At 60.6% G+C, this 16009-nt stretch carries 15 protein-coding genes and 2 pseudogenes; 7 read left to right on the plus strand and 10 right to left on the minus strand.

The annotated features are described in order from the left end of the window. Window positions 1–18: 18 nt before the first annotated feature. Together R6Y96_RS04410 and R6Y96_RS04415 are read right to left on the minus strand one after the other, a co-directional pair. The gene (locus R6Y96_RS04410; RefSeq protein ID WP_318622320.1) at window positions 19–438 is read right to left on the minus strand and encodes a pyridoxamine 5'-phosphate oxidase family protein; all 420 of its coding nucleotides are present in this window, start codon (window positions 436–438) and stop codon (window positions 19–21) included. Window positions 439–547: 109 nt separating this feature from the next. Continuing rightward, window positions 548–1354: an ABC transporter ATP-binding protein gene (locus R6Y96_RS04415; RefSeq protein WP_318622321.1), complete on the minus strand. Its 807-nt coding sequence runs from the start codon at window positions 1352–1354 to the stop codon at window positions 548–550. A 424-nt stretch (window positions 1355–1778) separates the two neighbouring features. Here R6Y96_RS04415 and R6Y96_RS04420 point away from each other — a divergent pair. Continuing rightward, window positions 1779–2444: pseudogene (locus R6Y96_RS04420) on the plus strand (DUF169 domain-containing protein); the annotation flags it as partial. A 101-nt stretch (window positions 2445–2545) separates the two neighbouring features. Here the strand turns inward: R6Y96_RS04420 and R6Y96_RS04425 are convergent. Both R6Y96_RS04425 and R6Y96_RS04430 read right to left on the minus strand, forming a co-directional pair. Next, window positions 2546–2965, minus strand: coding sequence for a pyridoxamine 5'-phosphate oxidase family protein (locus R6Y96_RS04425; protein ID WP_318622322.1), 420 nt, complete (start codon window positions 2963–2965; stop codon window positions 2546–2548). A gap of 109 nt (window positions 2966–3074) precedes the next feature. Then, window positions 3075–3881: an ABC transporter ATP-binding protein gene (locus tag R6Y96_RS04430; RefSeq protein ID WP_318622323.1), complete on the minus strand. Its 807-nt coding sequence runs from the start codon at window positions 3879–3881 to the stop codon at window positions 3075–3077. 425 nt (window positions 3882–4306) lie between these two features. Between R6Y96_RS04430 and R6Y96_RS04435 the strand changes: the two are divergent. Then, window positions 4307–4975 (plus strand): annotated as a pseudogene (locus R6Y96_RS04435) (DUF169 domain-containing protein); the annotation flags it as partial. A 98-nt stretch (window positions 4976–5073) separates the two neighbouring features. Here the strand turns inward: R6Y96_RS04435 and R6Y96_RS04440 are convergent. Both R6Y96_RS04440 and R6Y96_RS04445 read right to left on the minus strand, forming a co-directional pair. Beyond that, entirely contained in the window at window positions 5074–5493 is a 420-nt protein-coding gene (locus R6Y96_RS04440; protein ID WP_318622322.1) for a pyridoxamine 5'-phosphate oxidase family protein, read from the minus strand. Window positions 5494–5602: 109 nt separating this feature from the next. Then, window positions 5603–6409, minus strand: a complete 807-nt coding sequence (locus tag R6Y96_RS04445) for an ABC transporter ATP-binding protein (protein ID WP_318622324.1) — start codon at window positions 6407–6409, stop codon at window positions 5603–5605. Between the two features lie 424 nt (window positions 6410–6833). Here R6Y96_RS04445 and R6Y96_RS04450 point away from each other — a divergent pair, with 424 nt between their 5' ends. Beyond that, window positions 6834–7604, plus strand: a complete 771-nt coding sequence (locus R6Y96_RS04450; RefSeq protein ID WP_318622325.1) for a DUF169 domain-containing protein — start codon at window positions 6834–6836, stop codon at window positions 7602–7604. Window positions 7605–8016: 412 nt separating this feature from the next. Here the strand turns inward: R6Y96_RS04450 and R6Y96_RS04455 are convergent, their stop codons facing one another. The 4 genes from R6Y96_RS04455 to larB all read right to left on the minus strand — a co-directional run bounded on the left by R6Y96_RS04455 (window position 8017) and on the right by larB (window position 11503). Continuing rightward, window positions 8017–8865, minus strand: a complete 849-nt coding sequence (locus R6Y96_RS04455; RefSeq protein ID WP_318622326.1) for a hypothetical protein — start codon at window positions 8863–8865, stop codon at window positions 8017–8019. Window positions 8866–8929: 64 nt separating this feature from the next. Beyond that, entirely contained in the window at window positions 8930–10183 is a 1254-nt protein-coding gene (locus R6Y96_RS04460) for a hypothetical protein (protein WP_318622327.1), read from the minus strand. A gap of 43 nt (window positions 10184–10226) precedes the next feature. Continuing rightward, complete coding sequence (locus R6Y96_RS04465; RefSeq protein WP_318622328.1) at window positions 10227–10733, minus strand: nicotinamide-nucleotide adenylyltransferase; 507 nt, start codon at window positions 10731–10733, stop codon at window positions 10227–10229. Then, window positions 10730–11503 carry a nickel pincer cofactor biosynthesis protein LarB gene (larB, locus tag R6Y96_RS04470; RefSeq protein ID WP_318622329.1) on the minus strand — a complete coding sequence of 258 codons (774 nt, stop codon included), beginning with the start codon at window positions 11501–11503 and terminating at the stop codon, window positions 10730–10732. The genes R6Y96_RS04465 and larB overlap by 4 nt, the downstream gene beginning before the upstream one ends. A gap of 48 nt (window positions 11504–11551) precedes the next feature. Between larB and R6Y96_RS04475 the strand changes: the two genes are divergently transcribed. Genes R6Y96_RS04475 through R6Y96_RS04490 form a run of 4 tightly spaced genes read left to right on the plus strand, consistent with a single transcriptional unit; the run spans window position 11552 to window position 16003 of the window. After that, window positions 11552–11884, plus strand: a complete 333-nt coding sequence (locus tag R6Y96_RS04475) for an ABC transporter permease (RefSeq protein ID WP_318622330.1) — start codon at window positions 11552–11554, stop codon at window positions 11882–11884. Window positions 11885–11900: 16 nt separating this feature from the next. After that, entirely contained in the window at window positions 11901–13133 is a 1233-nt protein-coding gene (gene hisS / locus R6Y96_RS04480) for a histidine--tRNA ligase (protein ID WP_214022760.1), read from the plus strand. Continuing rightward, window positions 13120–14922 (plus strand): DNA topoisomerase VI subunit B, encoded by a 1803-nt coding sequence (locus tag R6Y96_RS04485; protein WP_318622331.1) that lies wholly within the window; start codon window positions 13120–13122, stop codon window positions 14920–14922. The genes hisS and R6Y96_RS04485 overlap by 14 nt, the downstream gene beginning before the upstream one ends. Continuing rightward, complete coding sequence (locus R6Y96_RS04490; protein ID WP_318622332.1) at window positions 14915–16003, plus strand: DNA topoisomerase IV subunit A; 1089 nt, start codon at window positions 14915–14917, stop codon at window positions 16001–16003. The genes R6Y96_RS04485 and R6Y96_RS04490 overlap by 8 nt, the downstream gene beginning before the upstream one ends. The last annotated feature ends 6 nt before the right edge of the window (window positions 16004–16009 follow it).

Genomic DNA, 16009 nt, shown 5'->3' on the forward strand with positions numbered 1-16009 from the left:
GCCGGGTGCTCAAAGCGTTCAGACTGACTTCTCCCAGCCCTGGCCCATGTCAACGATCGGGCGGACCTCCGTGACCTCAAATGTCAGCGTGGCGTGCATCATCTTCGCCGCATCCTCGCCCAGTGCCGCTGCAACCTCTCTCTTGTAGTCCTCAAGTTTCTTACCCGAGGTCGCGCAGTCCTTCAGTTTCAGGTAGACCCGCAGACCCTTCCAGTCCATGAGGGTCTCCCCTGGTTCGAGGATGGTGTAGACGGCATGGGGATTCTGCTGCAGGTAGTCGAGAGTGCGGTTCTTTCCAAGCCCCATAACGACGGTCTTCTCGTCGACCATCTGCGGCGAGCCGAAGAGAGCTGCGTTTACCTTTCCCTCTCTGTTAGCGGTGCTCAGGATGCCTATCCTTGGCTGTTTGTTGAAGTAGTCCATCAATCTGGATGACATAATTCTTTCCTCCTATCGATTCGAAAATTGTCACTTCTGGGTAAAAAAGGTATGGTTGAGTGCCCTTCCGGCGCGCAAATGAAACATTTTCAGCCGCGTCCGCCCAGTTTCAGTAGCCTGTGGCGTAGTAGTAGCCGTTTTCTCTGTGGATATGAACCGGAACGCGGAAGAGTTCGCCGATATTTCTCTCAGTCAGCACCTCGGCCTTTTCGCGGTCCATCACGATCGCACCATCCCGCATCAGAACCACCCGCGAGATTTCCGGGATGATATCATGGAGGTTGTGCGTCACCAGGACGATTCCCGTCCCCGACCTGGCAATCTTTCTAAGGGTCTTTCGGAAGGAGTGGAGCGCGTGCAGGTCGAGACTGTTTGTGGGTTCGTCGAGTACGAGAGTGCCCGGGTCGTGGACGAGCGCCCTTCCGATCAGAAGCCTGCGGGCCTCACCCGAGGAGACCTCCGTCATCGGCCGGTCGGCGAGGTGGGCGACATCCAGGAACTCGAGGATATCGTCCGCCTTCTGCTCCATCGCCGGTGTCACCTCATGGTAGAAGAGCCCGATGCTCGAGAAGAACCCGGAGAGCACAACCTCGCGCCCCGAGATCCCGCGGGTGAAGGTATACTGGAGGTCGCCGGAGACGAGCCCGATGTGCGATCGGAGGTCAAAGGCATCCCATGTATCAAGCCCGCAGAACCGAAAGACAGTCTCCGAGCCCGGCGAGGAGGGGTAGTATTCCCGGGTGACCGCCCGGATGAGCGACGATTTCCCGGCGCCGTTTGGCCCGAGAATGGCGAGATGCTCGCCCTCCTGTATCGTGAGCGAGATGGAGTCAAGGAGTCTATGGCCGCCCCGGACAATGGTGACGTTTCGAAACTCGATGAGCGGGTGGTGGGGAGAGTGGTCTTCAGCCGTCATCTTGACCGCTCCGTCGCGTGGGTGTTCTGGTAGAGGGATTCCATCGAACCTCGCCGCTCTGTATGTTGGACGGCTCTCTTCAAAAGGTAACCTTCTCTCGTGGCGCGGGGCGGCGGGGTGTTCTGCAAGTATATACCGTTCCGGGGTATGCAGAGACGAGGGAGGGAAAGTTTCCTTTCCCCTCCATAGATACAGTGCCACCGTGGAGACCTCTTCTCTGGTGTCAATGTGAACGCCCTCACCGAAATCCCATTCCTGCCAACGCGAACGACTCGATGGCATCGGTGAACCGGCTTGATAGCCCCCCGCATACAACCAGGAGACGCTGGCCGGGTTTGTGTCACAGAATCGTTGATCTGATGGCCTCTACTCGCCCATCGTGCAGACCATAAGATTAATCCCCCCTCCCCTGGAACAGAGCCATATGGACACAGAACTGCGCGACACCTACATCAGGCTTCACGGGACCTGCTTCCCGGGAGCCGAACTCCCGATCACCTTTGAGGTCGGGGGAGCGACGGAGGGTGTGGAGGAGATCCCTCCCCCTAAAGGCTGGAGATGCTTCGTCTGTGACGTCGCCAGGGTGCGGAAGGGCCAGAGCCTCGCCTTCTCTGAAGACTCGATCGGCTGCCGCGGCGGGAGGTTTTACCTCGGTTACGACACCGAAAGAGCTCCCGACTTCCGCTACTTCCTCTCATACGGCAAGCCAGGCGTCGTTGAGGGAGAGCGATACCGGCAGACTCCCGAACTGGTTGACGAACTCGACCGGGGGACAGCCCGGATACCGACGAAGGGAAAGAGCATCGTCTTCAAGCGCTGGGACAACCTGACCGCTGCAGACAACCCTGACGCCGTGGTCTTCTTCGTCCGGCCCGAGGTGATCTCCGGGCTCTTTACGCTTGCAAACTTCGATCGGCCCGACCCCTGCGGGGTTATCTGTCCGTTCGGCGCCGGGTGCAGCTCGGTCTTTCACTACCCCTGGCTTGAGCAGCAGAGCGATGACCCAAAGGCCGTTCTCGGGCTGTTTGACCCTTCGGCACGGCCCTGCGTGCCGGTTGATGTCCTGACGATGGCGTTCCCCATGAAGAAGTTTGAGAAGGTCAGCGGCGAGGGTGTTCCTCGCCTGGGGGATGTATCGCCAGTATACCCTCATATCACGGGTTTTGCTGGCGTGCCGGGTGCTCAAAGCGTTCAGACCGACTTCTCCCAGCCCTGGCCCATGTCAACGATCGGGCGGACCTCCGTGACCTCAAACGTCAGCGTGGCGTGCATCATCTTCGCCGCATCCTCGCCCAGTGCCGCTGCAACCTCTCTCTTGTAGTCCTCAAGTTTCTTACCCGAGGTTGCGCAGTCCTTCAGTTTCAGGTAGACCCGCAGACCCTTCCAGTCCATGAGGGTCTCCCCCGGTTCGAGGATGGTGTAGACGGCATGGGGATTCTGCTGCAGGTAGTCGAGAGTGCGGTTCTTTCCAAGCCCCATAACGACGGTCTTCTCGTCGACCATCCGCGGCGAGCCGAAGAGAGCCGCGTTTACCTTTCCCTCTCTGTTAGCGGTGCTCAGGATGCCTATCCTTGGCTGTTTGTTGAAGTAGTCCATCAATCTGGATGACATAATTCTTTCCTCCTATCGATCCGAAAATTGTCACTTCTGGGTAAAAAAGGTATGGGTGAGTGCCCTTCCGGCGCGCAAATGAAACATTTTCAGCCGCGTCCGCCCAATTTCAGTAGCCTGTGGCGTAGTAGTAGCCGTTTTCTCTGTGGATATGAACCTGAACGCGGAAGAGTTCGCCGATATTTCTCTCAGTCAGCACCTCAGCCTTTTCGCCGTCCATCACGATCGCACCATCCCGCATCAGGACGACCCGCGAGATTTCCGGGATGATATCATGGAGGTTGTGCGTCACCAGGATGATTCCCGTCCCCGACCTGGCAATCTTTCTAAGGGTCTTTCGGAAGGAGTGGAGCGCGTGCAGGTCGAGACTGTTTGTGGGTTCGTCGAGTACGAGAGTGCCCGGGTCGTGGACGAGCGCCCTTCCGATCAGAAGCCTGCGGGCCTCGCCCGAGGAGACCTCCGTCATCGGCCGGTCGGCGAGGTGGGCGACATCCAGGAACTCGAGGATATCGTCCGCCTTCTGCTCCATCGCCGGTGTCACCTCATGGTAGAAGAGCCCGATGCTCGAGAAGAACCCGGAGAGCACAACCTCGCGGCCCGAGATCCCGCGGGTGAAGGTATACTGGAGGTCGCCGGAGACGAGCCCGATGTGGGACCGGAGGTCAAAGGCATCCCATGTATCAAGCCCGCGGAACCGAAAGACAGTCTCCGAGCCCGGCGAGGAGGGGTAGTATTCCCGCGTGATCGCCCGGATGAGCGACGATTTCCCGGCGCCGTTTGGCCCGAGAATGGCGAGATGCTCGCCCTCCTGTATCGTGAGCGAGACGGCGTCAAGGAGTCTATGGCCGCCCCGGACAATGGTGACGTTTCGAAACTCGATGAGCGGGTGGGGGGGAGAGTGGTCTTCAGCCGTCATCTTGACCGCTCCGTCGCGTGGGTGTTCTGGTAGAGGGATTCCATCGAACCTCGCCGCTCTGTATTGTTGGACGGCTCTCTTCAAAAGGTAACCTTCTCTCGTGGCGCCGGGCGGCGAGGTGTTCTGCAAGTATATACCGTTCCGGGGTATGCAGAGACGAGGGAGGGAAAGTTTCCTTTCCCCTCCATAGATACAGTGCCACCGTGGAGACCTCTTCTCTGGTGTCAATGTGAACAACCTCACCGAAATCCCATTCCTGCCAACGCGAACGACTCGATGGCATCGGTGAACCGGCTTGATAGCCCCCCGCATACAACCAGGAGATGCTGGCCGGGTTTGTGTCACAGAATCGTTGATCTGATGGCCTCTACTCGCCCATCGTGCAGACCATAAGATTAATCCCCCCTCCCCTGGAACAGAGCCATATGGACACAGAACTGCGCGACACCTACATCAGGCTTCACGGGACCTGCTTCCCGGGAGCCGAACTCCCGATCACCTTTGAGGTCGGGGGAGCGACGGAGGGTGTGGAGGAGATCCCTCCCCCTAAAGGCTGGAGATGCTTCGTCTGTGACGTCGCCAGGGTGCGGAGGGGCCAGAGCCTCGCATTCTCTGAAGACTCGATCGGCTGCCGCGGCGGGAGGTTTTACCTCGGTTACGACACCGAAAGAGCTCCCGACTTCCGCTACTTCCTCTCATACGGCAAGCCCGGCGTCGTTGAGGGAGAGCGATACCGGCAGACTCCCGAACTGGTTGACGAACTCGACCGGGGGACAGCCCGGATACCGACGAAGGGAAAGAGCATCGTCTTCAAGCGCTGGGACAACCTGACCGCTGCAGACAACCCTGACGCCGTGGTCTTCTTCGTCCGGCCCGAGGTGATCTCCGGGCTCTTTACGCTTGCAAACTTCGATCGGCCCGATCCCTGCGGGGTTATCTGTCCGTTCGGCGCCGGGTGCAGCTCGGTCTTTCACTACCCCTGGCTTGAGCAGCAGAGCGATGACCCAAAGGCCGTTCTCGGGCTGTTTGACCCTTCGGCACGGCCCTGCGTGCCGGTTGATGTCCTGACGATGGCGTTCCCCATGAAGAAGTTTGAGAAGGTCATCGGCGAGGGTGTTCCTCGCCTGGGGGATGTATCGCCAGTATACCCTCATATCACGGGTTTTGCTGGCGTGCCGGGTGCTCAAAGCGTTCAGACCGACTTCTCCCAGCCCTGGCCCATGTCAACGATCGGGCGGACCTCCGTGACCTCAAACGTCAGCGTGGCGTGCATCATCTTCGCCGCATCCTCGCCCAGTGCCGCTGCAACCTCTCTCTTGTAGTCCTCAAGTTTCTTACCCGAGGTTGCGCAGTCCTTCAGTTTCAGGTAGACCCGCAGACCCTTCCAGTCCATGAGGGTCTCCCCCGGTTCGAGGATGGTGTAGACGGCATGGGGATTCTGCTGCAGGTAGTCGAGAGTGCGGTTCTTTCCAAGCCCCATAACGACGGTCTTCTCGTCGACCATCCGCGGCGAGCCGAAGAGAGCCGCGTTTACCTTTCCCTCTCTGTTAGCGGTGCTCAGGATGCCTATCCTTGGCTGTTTGTTGAAGTAGTCCATCAATCTGGATGACATAATTCTTTCCTCCTATCGATCCGAAAATTGTCACTTCTGGGTAAAAAAGGTATGGTTGAGTGCCCTTCCGGCGCGCAAATGAAACATTTTCAGCCGCGTCCGCCCAATTTCAGTAGCCTGTGGCGTAGTAGTAGCCGTTTTCTCTGTGGATATGAACCTGAACGCGGAAGAGTTCGCCGATATTTCTCTCAGTCAGCACCTCAGCCTTTTCGCCGTCCATCACGATCGCACCATCCCGCATCAGGACGACCCGCGAGATTTCCGGGATGATATCATGGAGGTTGTGCGTCACCAGGATGATTCCCGTCCCCGACCTGGCAATCTTTCTAAGGGTCTTTCGGAAGGAGTGGAGCGCGTGCAGGTCGAGACTGTTTGTGGGTTCGTCGAGTACGAGAGTGCCCGGGTCGTGGACGAGCGCCCTTCCGATCAGAAGCCTGCGGGCCTCACCCGAGGAGACCTCCGTCATCGGCCGGTCGGCGAGGTGGGCGACATCCAGGAACTCGAGGATATCGTCCGCCTTCTGCTCCATCGCCGGTGTCACCTCATGGTAGAAGAGCCCGATGCTCGAGAAGAACCCGGAGAGCACAACCTCGCGCCCCGAGATCCCGCGGGTGAAGGTATACTGGAGGTCGCCGGAGACGAGCCCGATGTGCGATCGGAGGTCAAAGGCATCCCATGTATCAAGCCCGCAGAACCGAAAGACAGTCTCCGAGCCCGGCGAGGAGGGGTAGTATTCCCGGGTGACCGCCCGGATGAGCGACGATTTCCCGGCGCCGTTTGGCCCGAGAATGGCGAGATGCTCGCCCTCCTGTATCGTGAGCGAGATGGAGTCAAGGAGTCTATGGCCGCCCCGGACAATGGTGACGTTTCGAAACTCGATGAGCGGGTGGTGGGGAGAGTGGTCTTCAGCCGTCATCTTGACCGCTCCGTCGCGTGGGTGTTCTGGTAGAGGGATTCCATCGAACCTCGCCGCTCTGTATGTTGGACGGCTCTCTTCAAAAGGTAACCTTCTCTCGTGGCGCGGGGCGGCGGGGTGTTCTGCAAGTATATACCGTTCCGGGGTATGCAGAGACGAGGGAGGGAAAGTTTCCTTTCCCCTCCATAGATACAGTGCCACCGTGGAGACCTCTTCTCTGGTGTCAATGTGAACGCCCTCACCGAAATCCCATTCCTGCCAACGCGAACGACTCGATGGCATCGGTGAACCGGCTTGATAGCCCCCCGCATACAACCAGGAGACGCTGGCCGGGTTTGTGTCACAGAATCGTTGATCTGATGGCCTCTACTCGCCCATCGTGCAGATCATAAGATTAATCCCCCCTCCCCTGGAACAGAGCCATATGGACACAGAACTGCGCGACACCTACATCAGGCTTCACGGGACCTGCTTCCCGGGAGCCGAACTCCCGATCGCCTTTGAGGTCGGGGGAGCGACGGAGGGTGTGGAGAAGATCCCTCCCCCTAAAGGCTGGAGATGCTTCGTCTGTGACGTCGCCAGGGTGCGGAAGGGCCAGAGCCTCGCCTTCTCTGAAGACTCGATCGGCTGCCGCGGCGGGAGGTTTTACCTCGGTTACGACACCGAAAGAGCTCCCGACTTCCGCTACTTCCTCTCATACGGCAAGCCAGGCGTCGTTGAGGGAGAGCGATACCGGCAGACTCCCGAACTGGTTGACGAACTCGACCGGGGGACAGCCCGGATACCGACGAAGGGAAAGAGCATCGTCTTCAAGCGCTGGGACAACCTGACCGCTGCAGACAACCCTGACGCCGTGGTCTTCTTCGTCCGGCCCGAGGTGATCTCCGGGCTCTTTACGCTTGCAAACTTCGATCGGCCCGACCCCTGCGGGGTTATCTGTCCGTTCGGCGCCGGGTGCAGCTCGGTCTTTCACTACCCCTGGCTTGAGCAGCAGAGCGATGACCCAAAGGCCGTTCTCGGGCTGTTTGACCCTTCGGCACGGCCCTGCGTGCCGGTTGATGTCCTGACGATGGCGTTTCCCATGAAGAAGTTTGAGAAGGTCATCGGGTTCATGGAGGAGAGTTTCCTGATCACGGGCACCTGGGAGAAGGTGATGAAGAAGATCGCACGGAGCAACGCGCTCCACTCACCCTGATGATCTGGCATGGTGATGCTGCCAGGCAAGTTCCCGGATCTCCTCTAACATGGCACTCTTCGGAACCACGACGATGCTGTCGATGTGGTCTGGCCAGGGCGCGGTAGCGGCAAGCCGGCTCCTCGATCCCCCTTTTCATTGGCGGCCGGTCTCACGAGATCGTCTGAATCCAGGACAACCGGTGTGCCCGCCAGGTTGTGCCACACCCTCACTAACCCGGCCATGCCGGCAACCTCTTCCTCCACGGTTGCAGTTTCTGGAGGAGGTAGTGTTCCGGTGGGGAATCCGTGCCGGTGGGCGCAGAAGATAGAACCAGAAGGTATGCTCCCGCTCCGGCGTTGGAATGAGAGCGGATCACCTCCGGCGGCCGCATGCCGGCCGGGGGATCCGGTGACCGCCGCCAGCCCCCCGCTCACGTCGCGGCCGCTTTGGCCAGCTTCTCCTTGTATGACTCAAGGATCTGGATGATAAACCGCTGGTGCTCCTCCAGCGCCTGCTCATCAAGGGGTGATGTCTCGATCCCGACTGCGTAGAGCAGGATGAGAGTGTTGTCCAGGTCAAGCGTGGCAGGGTCGTCGATCAGGTTCTCGGGGAGGTGGATGGCAAGATACTCGCTGTCCTCCTCCGTGAAGACGTGCTCGGGGTATGTCACCACCCGTGAGATGGCAAGACCCGACGCACGCTCACGCAGGATCAGGAGCGCACGCTCAAGCACCCCGGGGTATGGCTCGATCGCCTTGAGCCGGTCAAGCGCTTTGTTGCAGTTGTCAGTCGCGGACTCATACAGTCCAAACTTAAATCTCAACAGAGCCTGCGCAACAAGGTGACCGGTCTCCTCATCGACCCGCGAAAGGAGCGGCTCGATCCGCATGATATACTCATTCAACATCTGTTTCATCGTCTTCTTCTCCGTTTTTTTGACGTTAAACAACTTCTCCACCCGGACAGAAAGAAGGCTGATCGTCGCCGCAAAGACCACCTGCACGATCACCATCGACCCAACCTCATTTGGAAGAAGAAAGATGAGGACAGCGTAAAGTGGCGTAAAGAGCGAGACAAGATCCCGCCGCGGCTTGGAGTAGGCCTGGTAAAAGAGAAGGCACGAAGCGATCACACAGCCGGCAATCCCCGCCCAGAAACCGTAGGAAAACTCCACAACCTCCATCAAGAGCAGACCGATCCCGATACCCCCAAATGAGACTGCAGGAACCGCCATCCAGAGACGTGACGCCGGCCCGGGTGTTATGGTGTTTGTGGTCATCGACTCCTCTCACAAGTCAGTTCGCCGCCGGAGATAAACATGGTTTCCATTCTCTACCGCGTGCTCAGGGTTGAGGCGGAAGGTCGACGATCGTAACCCTTGCCTCAAATCCCATCATTCGTGACCGCAGGTTCTCGCACTCCCGCGCATACTCAGCCCGCAGGCTCTCCAGGCGGGTCTCCGCCCGCGCCTTCGCCGCGATCGCGACCTCGCGTCTCTTCTGCAGGTCCGGGAGCGCCGCTCTGAGACGCTCCTCCTCAACCACAACCTGCAGCGCCGCCAGGGCCGCCTCCTCCTTCTTTCGCTCCATTTCAAGGTCACGCCCGCGTTCAATAGCGTCCCTCAACGCGGCGGGCAGAGTCTCCGGGTCGGAGAAGAGACGGATCTCCTCCTGGTTCTTGAGGGCGAGGTCGCCCCGCCGGACCATATCCAGGACCACCGGCATCGCCGCCTCGATCCCCTCCTCCGCCTCAACCGCCAGGGAGATCGCCGCAACAGCAGCCCGGTCTCCGCTCCTCTCTGCCACCTTCCCGGCCTTTCGCAGAAGATGGGCGGCCGTGGACCGGAGCGACCCGATCTCTCTTCCGACCATCTCCTCTTTCGCCCTGATCTCGCGGATCCTCTCCTCCAGTTCTATCTTCCGGGCGTAATCCGGGTGATCTCTCAGGGCGGCAAGCCCTTCCCCGGCCTTCCGGATCGCGTCTTCCAGTTCTCCAATCGCAGCGGCTTGGTCTCGGAGATTTGCGCTTACGGCAGCATAATCATCCCGGATCCGGACAATGGCCTCATACGCCTCCCGCACCCCCTCCACCTGCTTCCGGCGCTCACGCGCCCGCCCGATCGCCTCCGTCATCGCGTTGACCTCGCGCCCAAGGTCGCGGACAGCATCCCTCAACTCCCTGACCTCCCCGGGGTAAACGGACGAGAGATACTTCCCCTGCCCCTTCATCGTCTTGAGCACCCCCTTCAGGATCTCCGCGGCCGTCGCGTAGAAGGTCTCCGGGTCGCCGGACGGCTCGCGTGAAAGGATCTGTGACATCGACCTGGTGAACCCGGGGAGCGTCTTCCGGGATATATCCCTGAGCCGGGGGTGGGTATCATCATCGGTCTCTGCCGTCTCCATCCTGGCGACCGCCTCCCGGAGCGAGACCAGCGTGGCGGAGATGGCGTCCCGTGACGATGCCGTCGCAGCCTCAAGGCCGCGGGCGATCTCCTCCTCGCGGGAGTCCAGCCAGGACGGGATGCCGTCAAACGAGAGTTCCGGGTGCTCTTCCTCCGGTTCGGCCCGGCGAAAGATGTCGCGCAGTTGTTTGAACATTTCTCTTCTAAGACTATGATCCCGGTCACCATCAGTCTTTTCTTCAATCGCTCCTTGCGATCCGCTGGAGGCGCTCAACACCCCGGATCTCCCGGATGACCTCCACGACCGCAGGAGGGACAAGGTGCTCCCAGGGCTCGCCATCAAGCATCCTCCGACGGATGGCGGTGCCCGAGTGCGTCAGCCGTTCATACATATCCGGAGACTGAACCGCCATCCCGGCCTCGGCAAAGAGTTGCATGACCAGCGGGTTGCTCGAGTAGACCGTCTCAAACGGCGGTGTCATCGACCGGACATGGGCCACCCAGAGGGCGTTGCGCTGGATATCCTCGATCGGTATCACGTAGAATGGGCAATCGAGATCCGTGAGCGACCGCGTCAGCATCAGCACCCGTTCACCGGCCGTAAAGGGGTTGTCCAGCGTATGGGAGAGCTGGGCGCTCCCCACCCCTATGACAATCTCGTCCACGGAGCGGGCAATCCTCTCCAGCACCGAGTGATGACCGTTGTGGTAGGGCTGGAACCGGCCGATGTAGAACCCGCGGCTCATTCCCGCGCCCTCCCGCGTGCGACCTGAGCGGCAAACGCTCCCGCCGTAAACCCGGCATCTATGTTCACGACCGCCAGAACCGAGCACGCCTGGAGCATGCTTGCAAGAGCCGCCTCGCCGCCGCCCATGTAGCCGTAACCGGTGCTCACAGGAAGACCGATCACCGGGCTGTCGACCAGCCCCGCCACGATCGCCGGGAGCGTCCCCTCCCGGCCTGCGGCCACGATGAAGACGTCCGCAGGTATAAGGTCGCGGAGAGCCGAGAAGAGGCGGTGGATCCCCGCCACCCCGACATCGTAGGCGGTCTTGACACTGCATCCCATCTCCTCGGCCATCAGCCTCGCCTCCTCGGCGGCAGGGATATCGGACGTCCCTGCCGTGAGGATGGCGACCGTCCCCCCGCGGGGGGCGGGGTCATCACCCGTCGAGAGGATGACGCCGCGTGCAGCCTCCCGGTGCTCCAGCCGGACACCCGGCGGCAGCCGGGCCCGGAGCGCCTCAAGGTGTGCCGGCGAGACCCTTGTCGCGATGCACCGGCCCGCCGCCCTCACCTGCGCAATCATGATCCCCGCAAACGCTTCCGGATCCTTGCCCTCGGCAAGCACAACCTCGGGCACCCCGCAGCGCACACCCCGCCCCGTATCGAACCGGGCAATGCCGTCGATCATATCGATCCTGAGCCCCTCGATAGCGTCAGCCGCTTCGTCCTCGGAAACCTCGCCATCACGATACATCCGGAGGATCTCCCTGATTGTGGCATTCGGCAGCATACTTTGATAACAAAAATATGGGGTGGAGGTATAATATTACATCACATCATGTCCTACTTCGTCTATATTGCATGGTTCGGCGTTGCCGTCACCGTTTTTCTATGGCTGCGCGACCTGCGGATATTCTACCGTACGGGTCTTCCCAGTTACCGGAAAGCGGCGTATCATGGGGTTCCATATACGGCGCTTGCGCTCCTTGGGGCGTTCATCACGGTGTATGCAGAAGGCTGGGACCTTCTCGGTCTTGCGCTGATCCTGCTCGCACTCTACCTCCAGGACAGGGTTGAACGGGAGAACATATGGCATGGAAAAAGTGCCGTCGAGCGGTTCTTCGGCCGGGCGGAGCGCAGAAATGTTAAGGGTTCGCAGAAGAGACCATAACAAGGGAGAATACTGAATGCTTCAGAAACCACGGGGCACACGGGACTTTTTGCCCGAAGAGATGGAACAGCGGCGATCGATCGAGCAGCGGATGCGGGAGGTGGCCCGGCGGTGGGGTTACCGGGAGGTCTGCACACCCGATTTTGAGCACCTCGAACTCTTCACGATGAAGTCCGGCGAAGGGATAATCCAGGAGATGTATGTCTTTGAGGACAAGAGCGGCAGGAAGATGACTCTCCGGCCTGAGGTGACGGCAGCGGTGCTCCGGATGTATGTCAACGAGGGCAGGGTTCTCCCAAAACCCATCCGCTGGTGCTACTTTGCCGACTGTTTCCGCTACGAGCGCCCCCAGAAAGGCCGCTACAGGCAGTTCTGGCAGTTCGGCGCCGAACTCATAGGTGCGGACACCGCGCTTGCCGAAGCCGAGGTGATCATGCTTGCCGACGATATACTCAGGTCAACCGGTGTCGCATTCGACCTCCACGTCGGCCATCTTGCCCCGATGAAGCACATCCTCTCCGGGCTTGACCCCGCTGACCAGGGGGTGATCATGGCCTGTCTCGATAAGCATGACCGGGAGGGGCTTGAGGCGGCGCTCGCCGCCCGGCGTCTCACCCACCTTGCCGAACCGCTTGCCGCTCTCTCCGATTGCAGCAGCGTGGAGGAGGTGTTTGAGGTCGCGGGGGACGTTCCCGAACGCGCCCGGATCGAGGAGATGTTTGCGATCCTTGACTCCCAGGAGATCCGCTACCGGCCGGACTTCGGGATCGCCCGCGGGCTTGACTACTACACCGGGACGGTCTTTGAGGGGTTTGCCAGGAACCTTGGGGCGGAGAACCAGATACTTGGCGGCGGCGCCTACAGGCTCGCCCACCTTTTTGGCGGCGACGATGTCGCCTCGTGCGGGTTTGCGATAGGGTTTGACCGTGTCATGGTCTCGCTCGGCGGGGTTGAACTCCCCCACGAGTCCGTTGTCGGGGTTGTCTGCACGCCCGGGGCCCGCGGCCGGGCGCTCCAGGTTGCCCGCGCCTTCCGGGAGGCCGGGATCCGGGCTGAGGCCGACCTTATGGAGCGGGGGCTCGCCGCCCAGGTTGCTCACGCCGCAAAGACCGCGGAGTTTGTCGTGATCATCGGCGAACGCGAGGTTGAGGCCGGCACGGTGACCCTGAAGGACCTCCGCACCGGGGAGCAGCAGGAGATGGGACTCGAGGACGCCATCGCCGGGGTGGCAGGGCATGGTCATCGCTGAGGACCTGGCCAGAGAGCAGCGAAGCATCAGCGTTGCGGAGTTCTTCGAGAAGAACAAACACCTCCTGGGTTTTGACTCCCCGACACGCGGGATCATAACCACCGTCAAAGAGGCGGTGGACAACGCCCTCGACGCCTGCGAGGAGGCTGAAGTCCTGCCGGACATATTTGTCGGAGTAAAGAGGGTCGAGGACGAGGTCTACCGTATAACCGTCGAGGACAACGGTCCCGGGATCGTGCCGGAGAACGTCCCCCCGGTCTTTGGGAAACTCCTCTACGGTTCCAGGTTCCACCAGATCCGCCAGAGCCGCGGGCAGCAGGGTATCGGGATATCGGCTGCGGTGCTGTATGCGCAGCTCACCACCGGCACCCCGGCCCGGATCACCTCCCGGACGGGGGCAAAGACGCCTGCCCACCGGTTCGAGGTGATGATCAGGACGGAGACGAACGAGCCCGAGGTCATCAGCCACGAGAAGATCGAGTGGGACCGGACGCACGGGACAAGGATCGAGATCCAGTTCAGGAGCACCCTTGCCGCGAAGAAACGGCTGCTCGACTACCTGAGGCTGACGGCGATCGTAAACCCGCATGCAAGGATCACCGCGGATATCGACGGTGAGATCACGGTCTTTGAGCGGGCAAGCGACGAGGTCCCGCCGTGCCCGAAACCCGTCCTCCCCCACCCGCACGGGATCGAGTTCGGTGCGCTGAAAAGGCTGGCGGCCGCGAGCAGGGGGACTGTGGAGGAGTTCCTGGTCGGCAGTTTCTCACGTGTCGGGAAGAAGACCGCAGAGGAGATGATCAGCCTTGCCGGGCTCAAACCCTCCCGGAAGGCAAACAAACTCGACTCAAACGAACTCAAGCGCCTCCTGGAGGCGATGCAGGCCGTGAGGGTGCCGGCCCCGCCGGCGCAGCAGTGCCTCTCACCGATAGGCGAGGACCTGATCTGCAGGGGGCTTGAGAAGGAGATCCACCTCGATTTCATCAAGGCGCGGACGCGGCCGAGCGCGGTCTACGGCGGGCACTCGTTCATAGTCGAGGCGGCGATAGGCTATGGAGGCAGGATCCCGCCGGAAGGGAACGCCAGGATCCTCCGGTTTGCAAACCGCGTCCCCCTCCTCTACCAGCAGGGCGCCTGCGCCATCACAGACTGCGTATCCCAGGTGAACTGGAAGAACTACGGGCTCGCACAGCAGGGTCTACCGATGGGCCCGGTTCTGATCATGGTCCATGTGGCCTCCACAAACGTTCCCTTCACGAGCGAGAGCAAGGACGCGATCGCGTCAATCCCGGAGATCGAGCGCGAGATAGTCCTTGTCCTCCAGGAACTGGGGCGGGAACTGAAGCGGTATCTTTCCCGGCGGGAGAAGAAGAAACTGCAGGACGACCGTGCCCGTGCGGTCTGCTCGATCATCCCGGAGATAGCAGCAAAGGTTAGCGAGATCGTTGAACTCCCGCCGGTCGATACCACCCCGATCGAGGGCAAAATTATGCGAAAAGTCGTTGCAAAGAAAAGGACGGTCGATGGGAAGGTCTCTATCGAGGTGAACAACTACACCGGAAAGGAGGTTGAGATCGTTATCTACAGCCTCTCCCGCGATACGGCGGAGGACGCGGTGCCCCGGCCGGATTTTGTGGACAGCATCGACGGCGAATACAACAAGGTATGGCGGTGCGCCCTCGGTGCCGGCGAGGCCTGGCGCGTCCTCTACACCGGGACGGGTGAGGGGACGTTTGACCTGCGGGGGGTTGATGACGGGATGAAGGTGGTGGTGGATCTCGATGTCTAGGGAAGAGATGGATGCGCGTGCAAAGGAGCGGCTTGTAGGTATCGCACGCGAGTGGTATGAACAGATGCGGGACGGCGTTGTGCCGTATATCCGGCTGCCGACGCGGACGAAGCGAAATCTTGAGTATGATGACGATAGCGAGGTCTGGAAGTACGGCGACCGGGAGAGCACGCGGTCGGCGGCAACGGAGAAGAGCGCCATCCATCTCCTGAAGATGGCCTACGTCATCGGGTTCCTGAAGCAGCAGCTCGTGGAGAACCGGTCGTCGACGCTGAGAGAGCTCTATTACATCTCCGAAGGCTGGAAGAAGGCGAAGTTTGCGGCCCAGGACGAGAGCAACCTCCTTATAGAGGACCTGGAGATCATCACCGAGATGCAGCGGGAGGCGTTCCACCTCCGTCCGGAGGAGGACGGGGCCTCGATATTCGGGCCGCTCAGGCTTCGGGAGACCACCCGCCGGGGGGTGAAGGAGATCCACTGCCAGGAGGATGTCGGGGAGGCGGGATACCCCATCCCGAACAACGTCGACAACCTCGAGTTCACCGATCACGACGCGAAGTTTGTCATCGCCATAGAGACCGGGGGTATGTATGCCCGGTTGATGGAGAACGGGTTTGACCAGGACTACGGGGCGATCCTTGTCCACCTGAAGGGTCAGCCGGCGCGTTCGACGCGCAGGGTGCTGCGGCGTCTCAACGAGTCGCTTGGTCTGCCGGTGGTGGTCTTCACCGACGGCGATCCGTGGTCATACAGGATATATGCAAGCGTTGCCTACGGTTCGATCAAGAGCGCCCACATATCGGAACTCCTGGCGACGCCTCAGGCGCAGTTTGTGGGGGTTCAACCCTCAGACATCTCGGACTACAACCTCCCCGCAGACAGGCTCACAGAACAGGATATCAATGCCCTTAAAGCGGAACTCACCGATCCGAGGTTTGCGACCGAATACTGGCGTAACCAGATCCGCCTGCAGCTCGATATGAGGCTGAAGTCGGAGCAGCAGGCGTTTGCAAGCAGGGGGCTTGACTTTGTGACGAAGGAATACCTGCCGACAAGGCTGTCGGAGATGGGGGTTATCTAGAGGGGG

This window comes from Methanoculleus receptaculi (genome assembly GCF_033472595.1).
GTDB lineage: Archaea > Halobacteriota > Methanomicrobia > Methanomicrobiales > Methanoculleaceae > Methanoculleus > Methanoculleus receptaculi.

Excerpts from the sequence above, each read along its gene's own strand:
- R6Y96_RS04410 (WP_318622320.1), bottom strand. The coding sequence starts at position 438 with ATGTCATCCAGATTGATGGACTACTTCAACAAACAGCCAAGGATAGGC.
- R6Y96_RS04415 (WP_318622321.1), bottom strand. The coding sequence starts at position 1,354 with ATGACGGCTGAAGACCACTCTCCCCACCACCCGCTCATCGAGTTTCGA.
- R6Y96_RS04425 (WP_318622322.1), bottom strand. The coding sequence starts at position 2,965 with ATGTCATCCAGATTGATGGACTACTTCAACAAACAGCCAAGGATAGGC.
- R6Y96_RS04430 (WP_318622323.1), bottom strand. The coding sequence starts at position 3,881 with ATGACGGCTGAAGACCACTCTCCCCCCCACCCGCTCATCGAGTTTCGA.
- R6Y96_RS04440 (WP_318622322.1), bottom strand. The coding sequence starts at position 5,493 with ATGTCATCCAGATTGATGGACTACTTCAACAAACAGCCAAGGATAGGC.
- R6Y96_RS04445 (WP_318622324.1), bottom strand. The coding sequence starts at position 6,409 with ATGACGGCTGAAGACCACTCTCCCCACCACCCGCTCATCGAGTTTCGA.
- R6Y96_RS04450 (WP_318622325.1), top strand. The coding sequence starts at position 6,834 with ATGGACACAGAACTGCGCGACACCTACATCAGGCTTCACGGGACCTGC.
- R6Y96_RS04455 (WP_318622326.1), bottom strand. The coding sequence starts at position 8,865 with ATGACCACAAACACCATAACACCCGGGCCGGCGTCACGTCTCTGGATG.
- R6Y96_RS04460 (WP_318622327.1), bottom strand. The coding sequence starts at position 10,183 with ATGTTCAAACAACTGCGCGACATCTTTCGCCGGGCCGAACCGGAGGAA.
- R6Y96_RS04465 (WP_318622328.1), bottom strand. The coding sequence starts at position 10,733 with ATGAGCCGCGGGTTCTACATCGGCCGGTTCCAGCCCTACCACAACGGT.
- larB (WP_318622329.1), bottom strand. The coding sequence starts at position 11,503 with ATGCTGCCGAATGCCACAATCAGGGAGATCCTCCGGATGTATCGTGAT.
- R6Y96_RS04475 (WP_318622330.1), top strand. The coding sequence starts at position 11,552 with ATGTCCTACTTCGTCTATATTGCATGGTTCGGCGTTGCCGTCACCGTT.
- hisS (WP_214022760.1), top strand. The coding sequence starts at position 11,901 with ATGCTTCAGAAACCACGGGGCACACGGGACTTTTTGCCCGAAGAGATG.
- R6Y96_RS04485 (WP_318622331.1), top strand. The coding sequence starts at position 13,120 with ATGGTCATCGCTGAGGACCTGGCCAGAGAGCAGCGAAGCATCAGCGTT.
- R6Y96_RS04490 (WP_318622332.1), top strand. The coding sequence starts at position 14,915 with ATGTCTAGGGAAGAGATGGATGCGCGTGCAAAGGAGCGGCTTGTAGGT.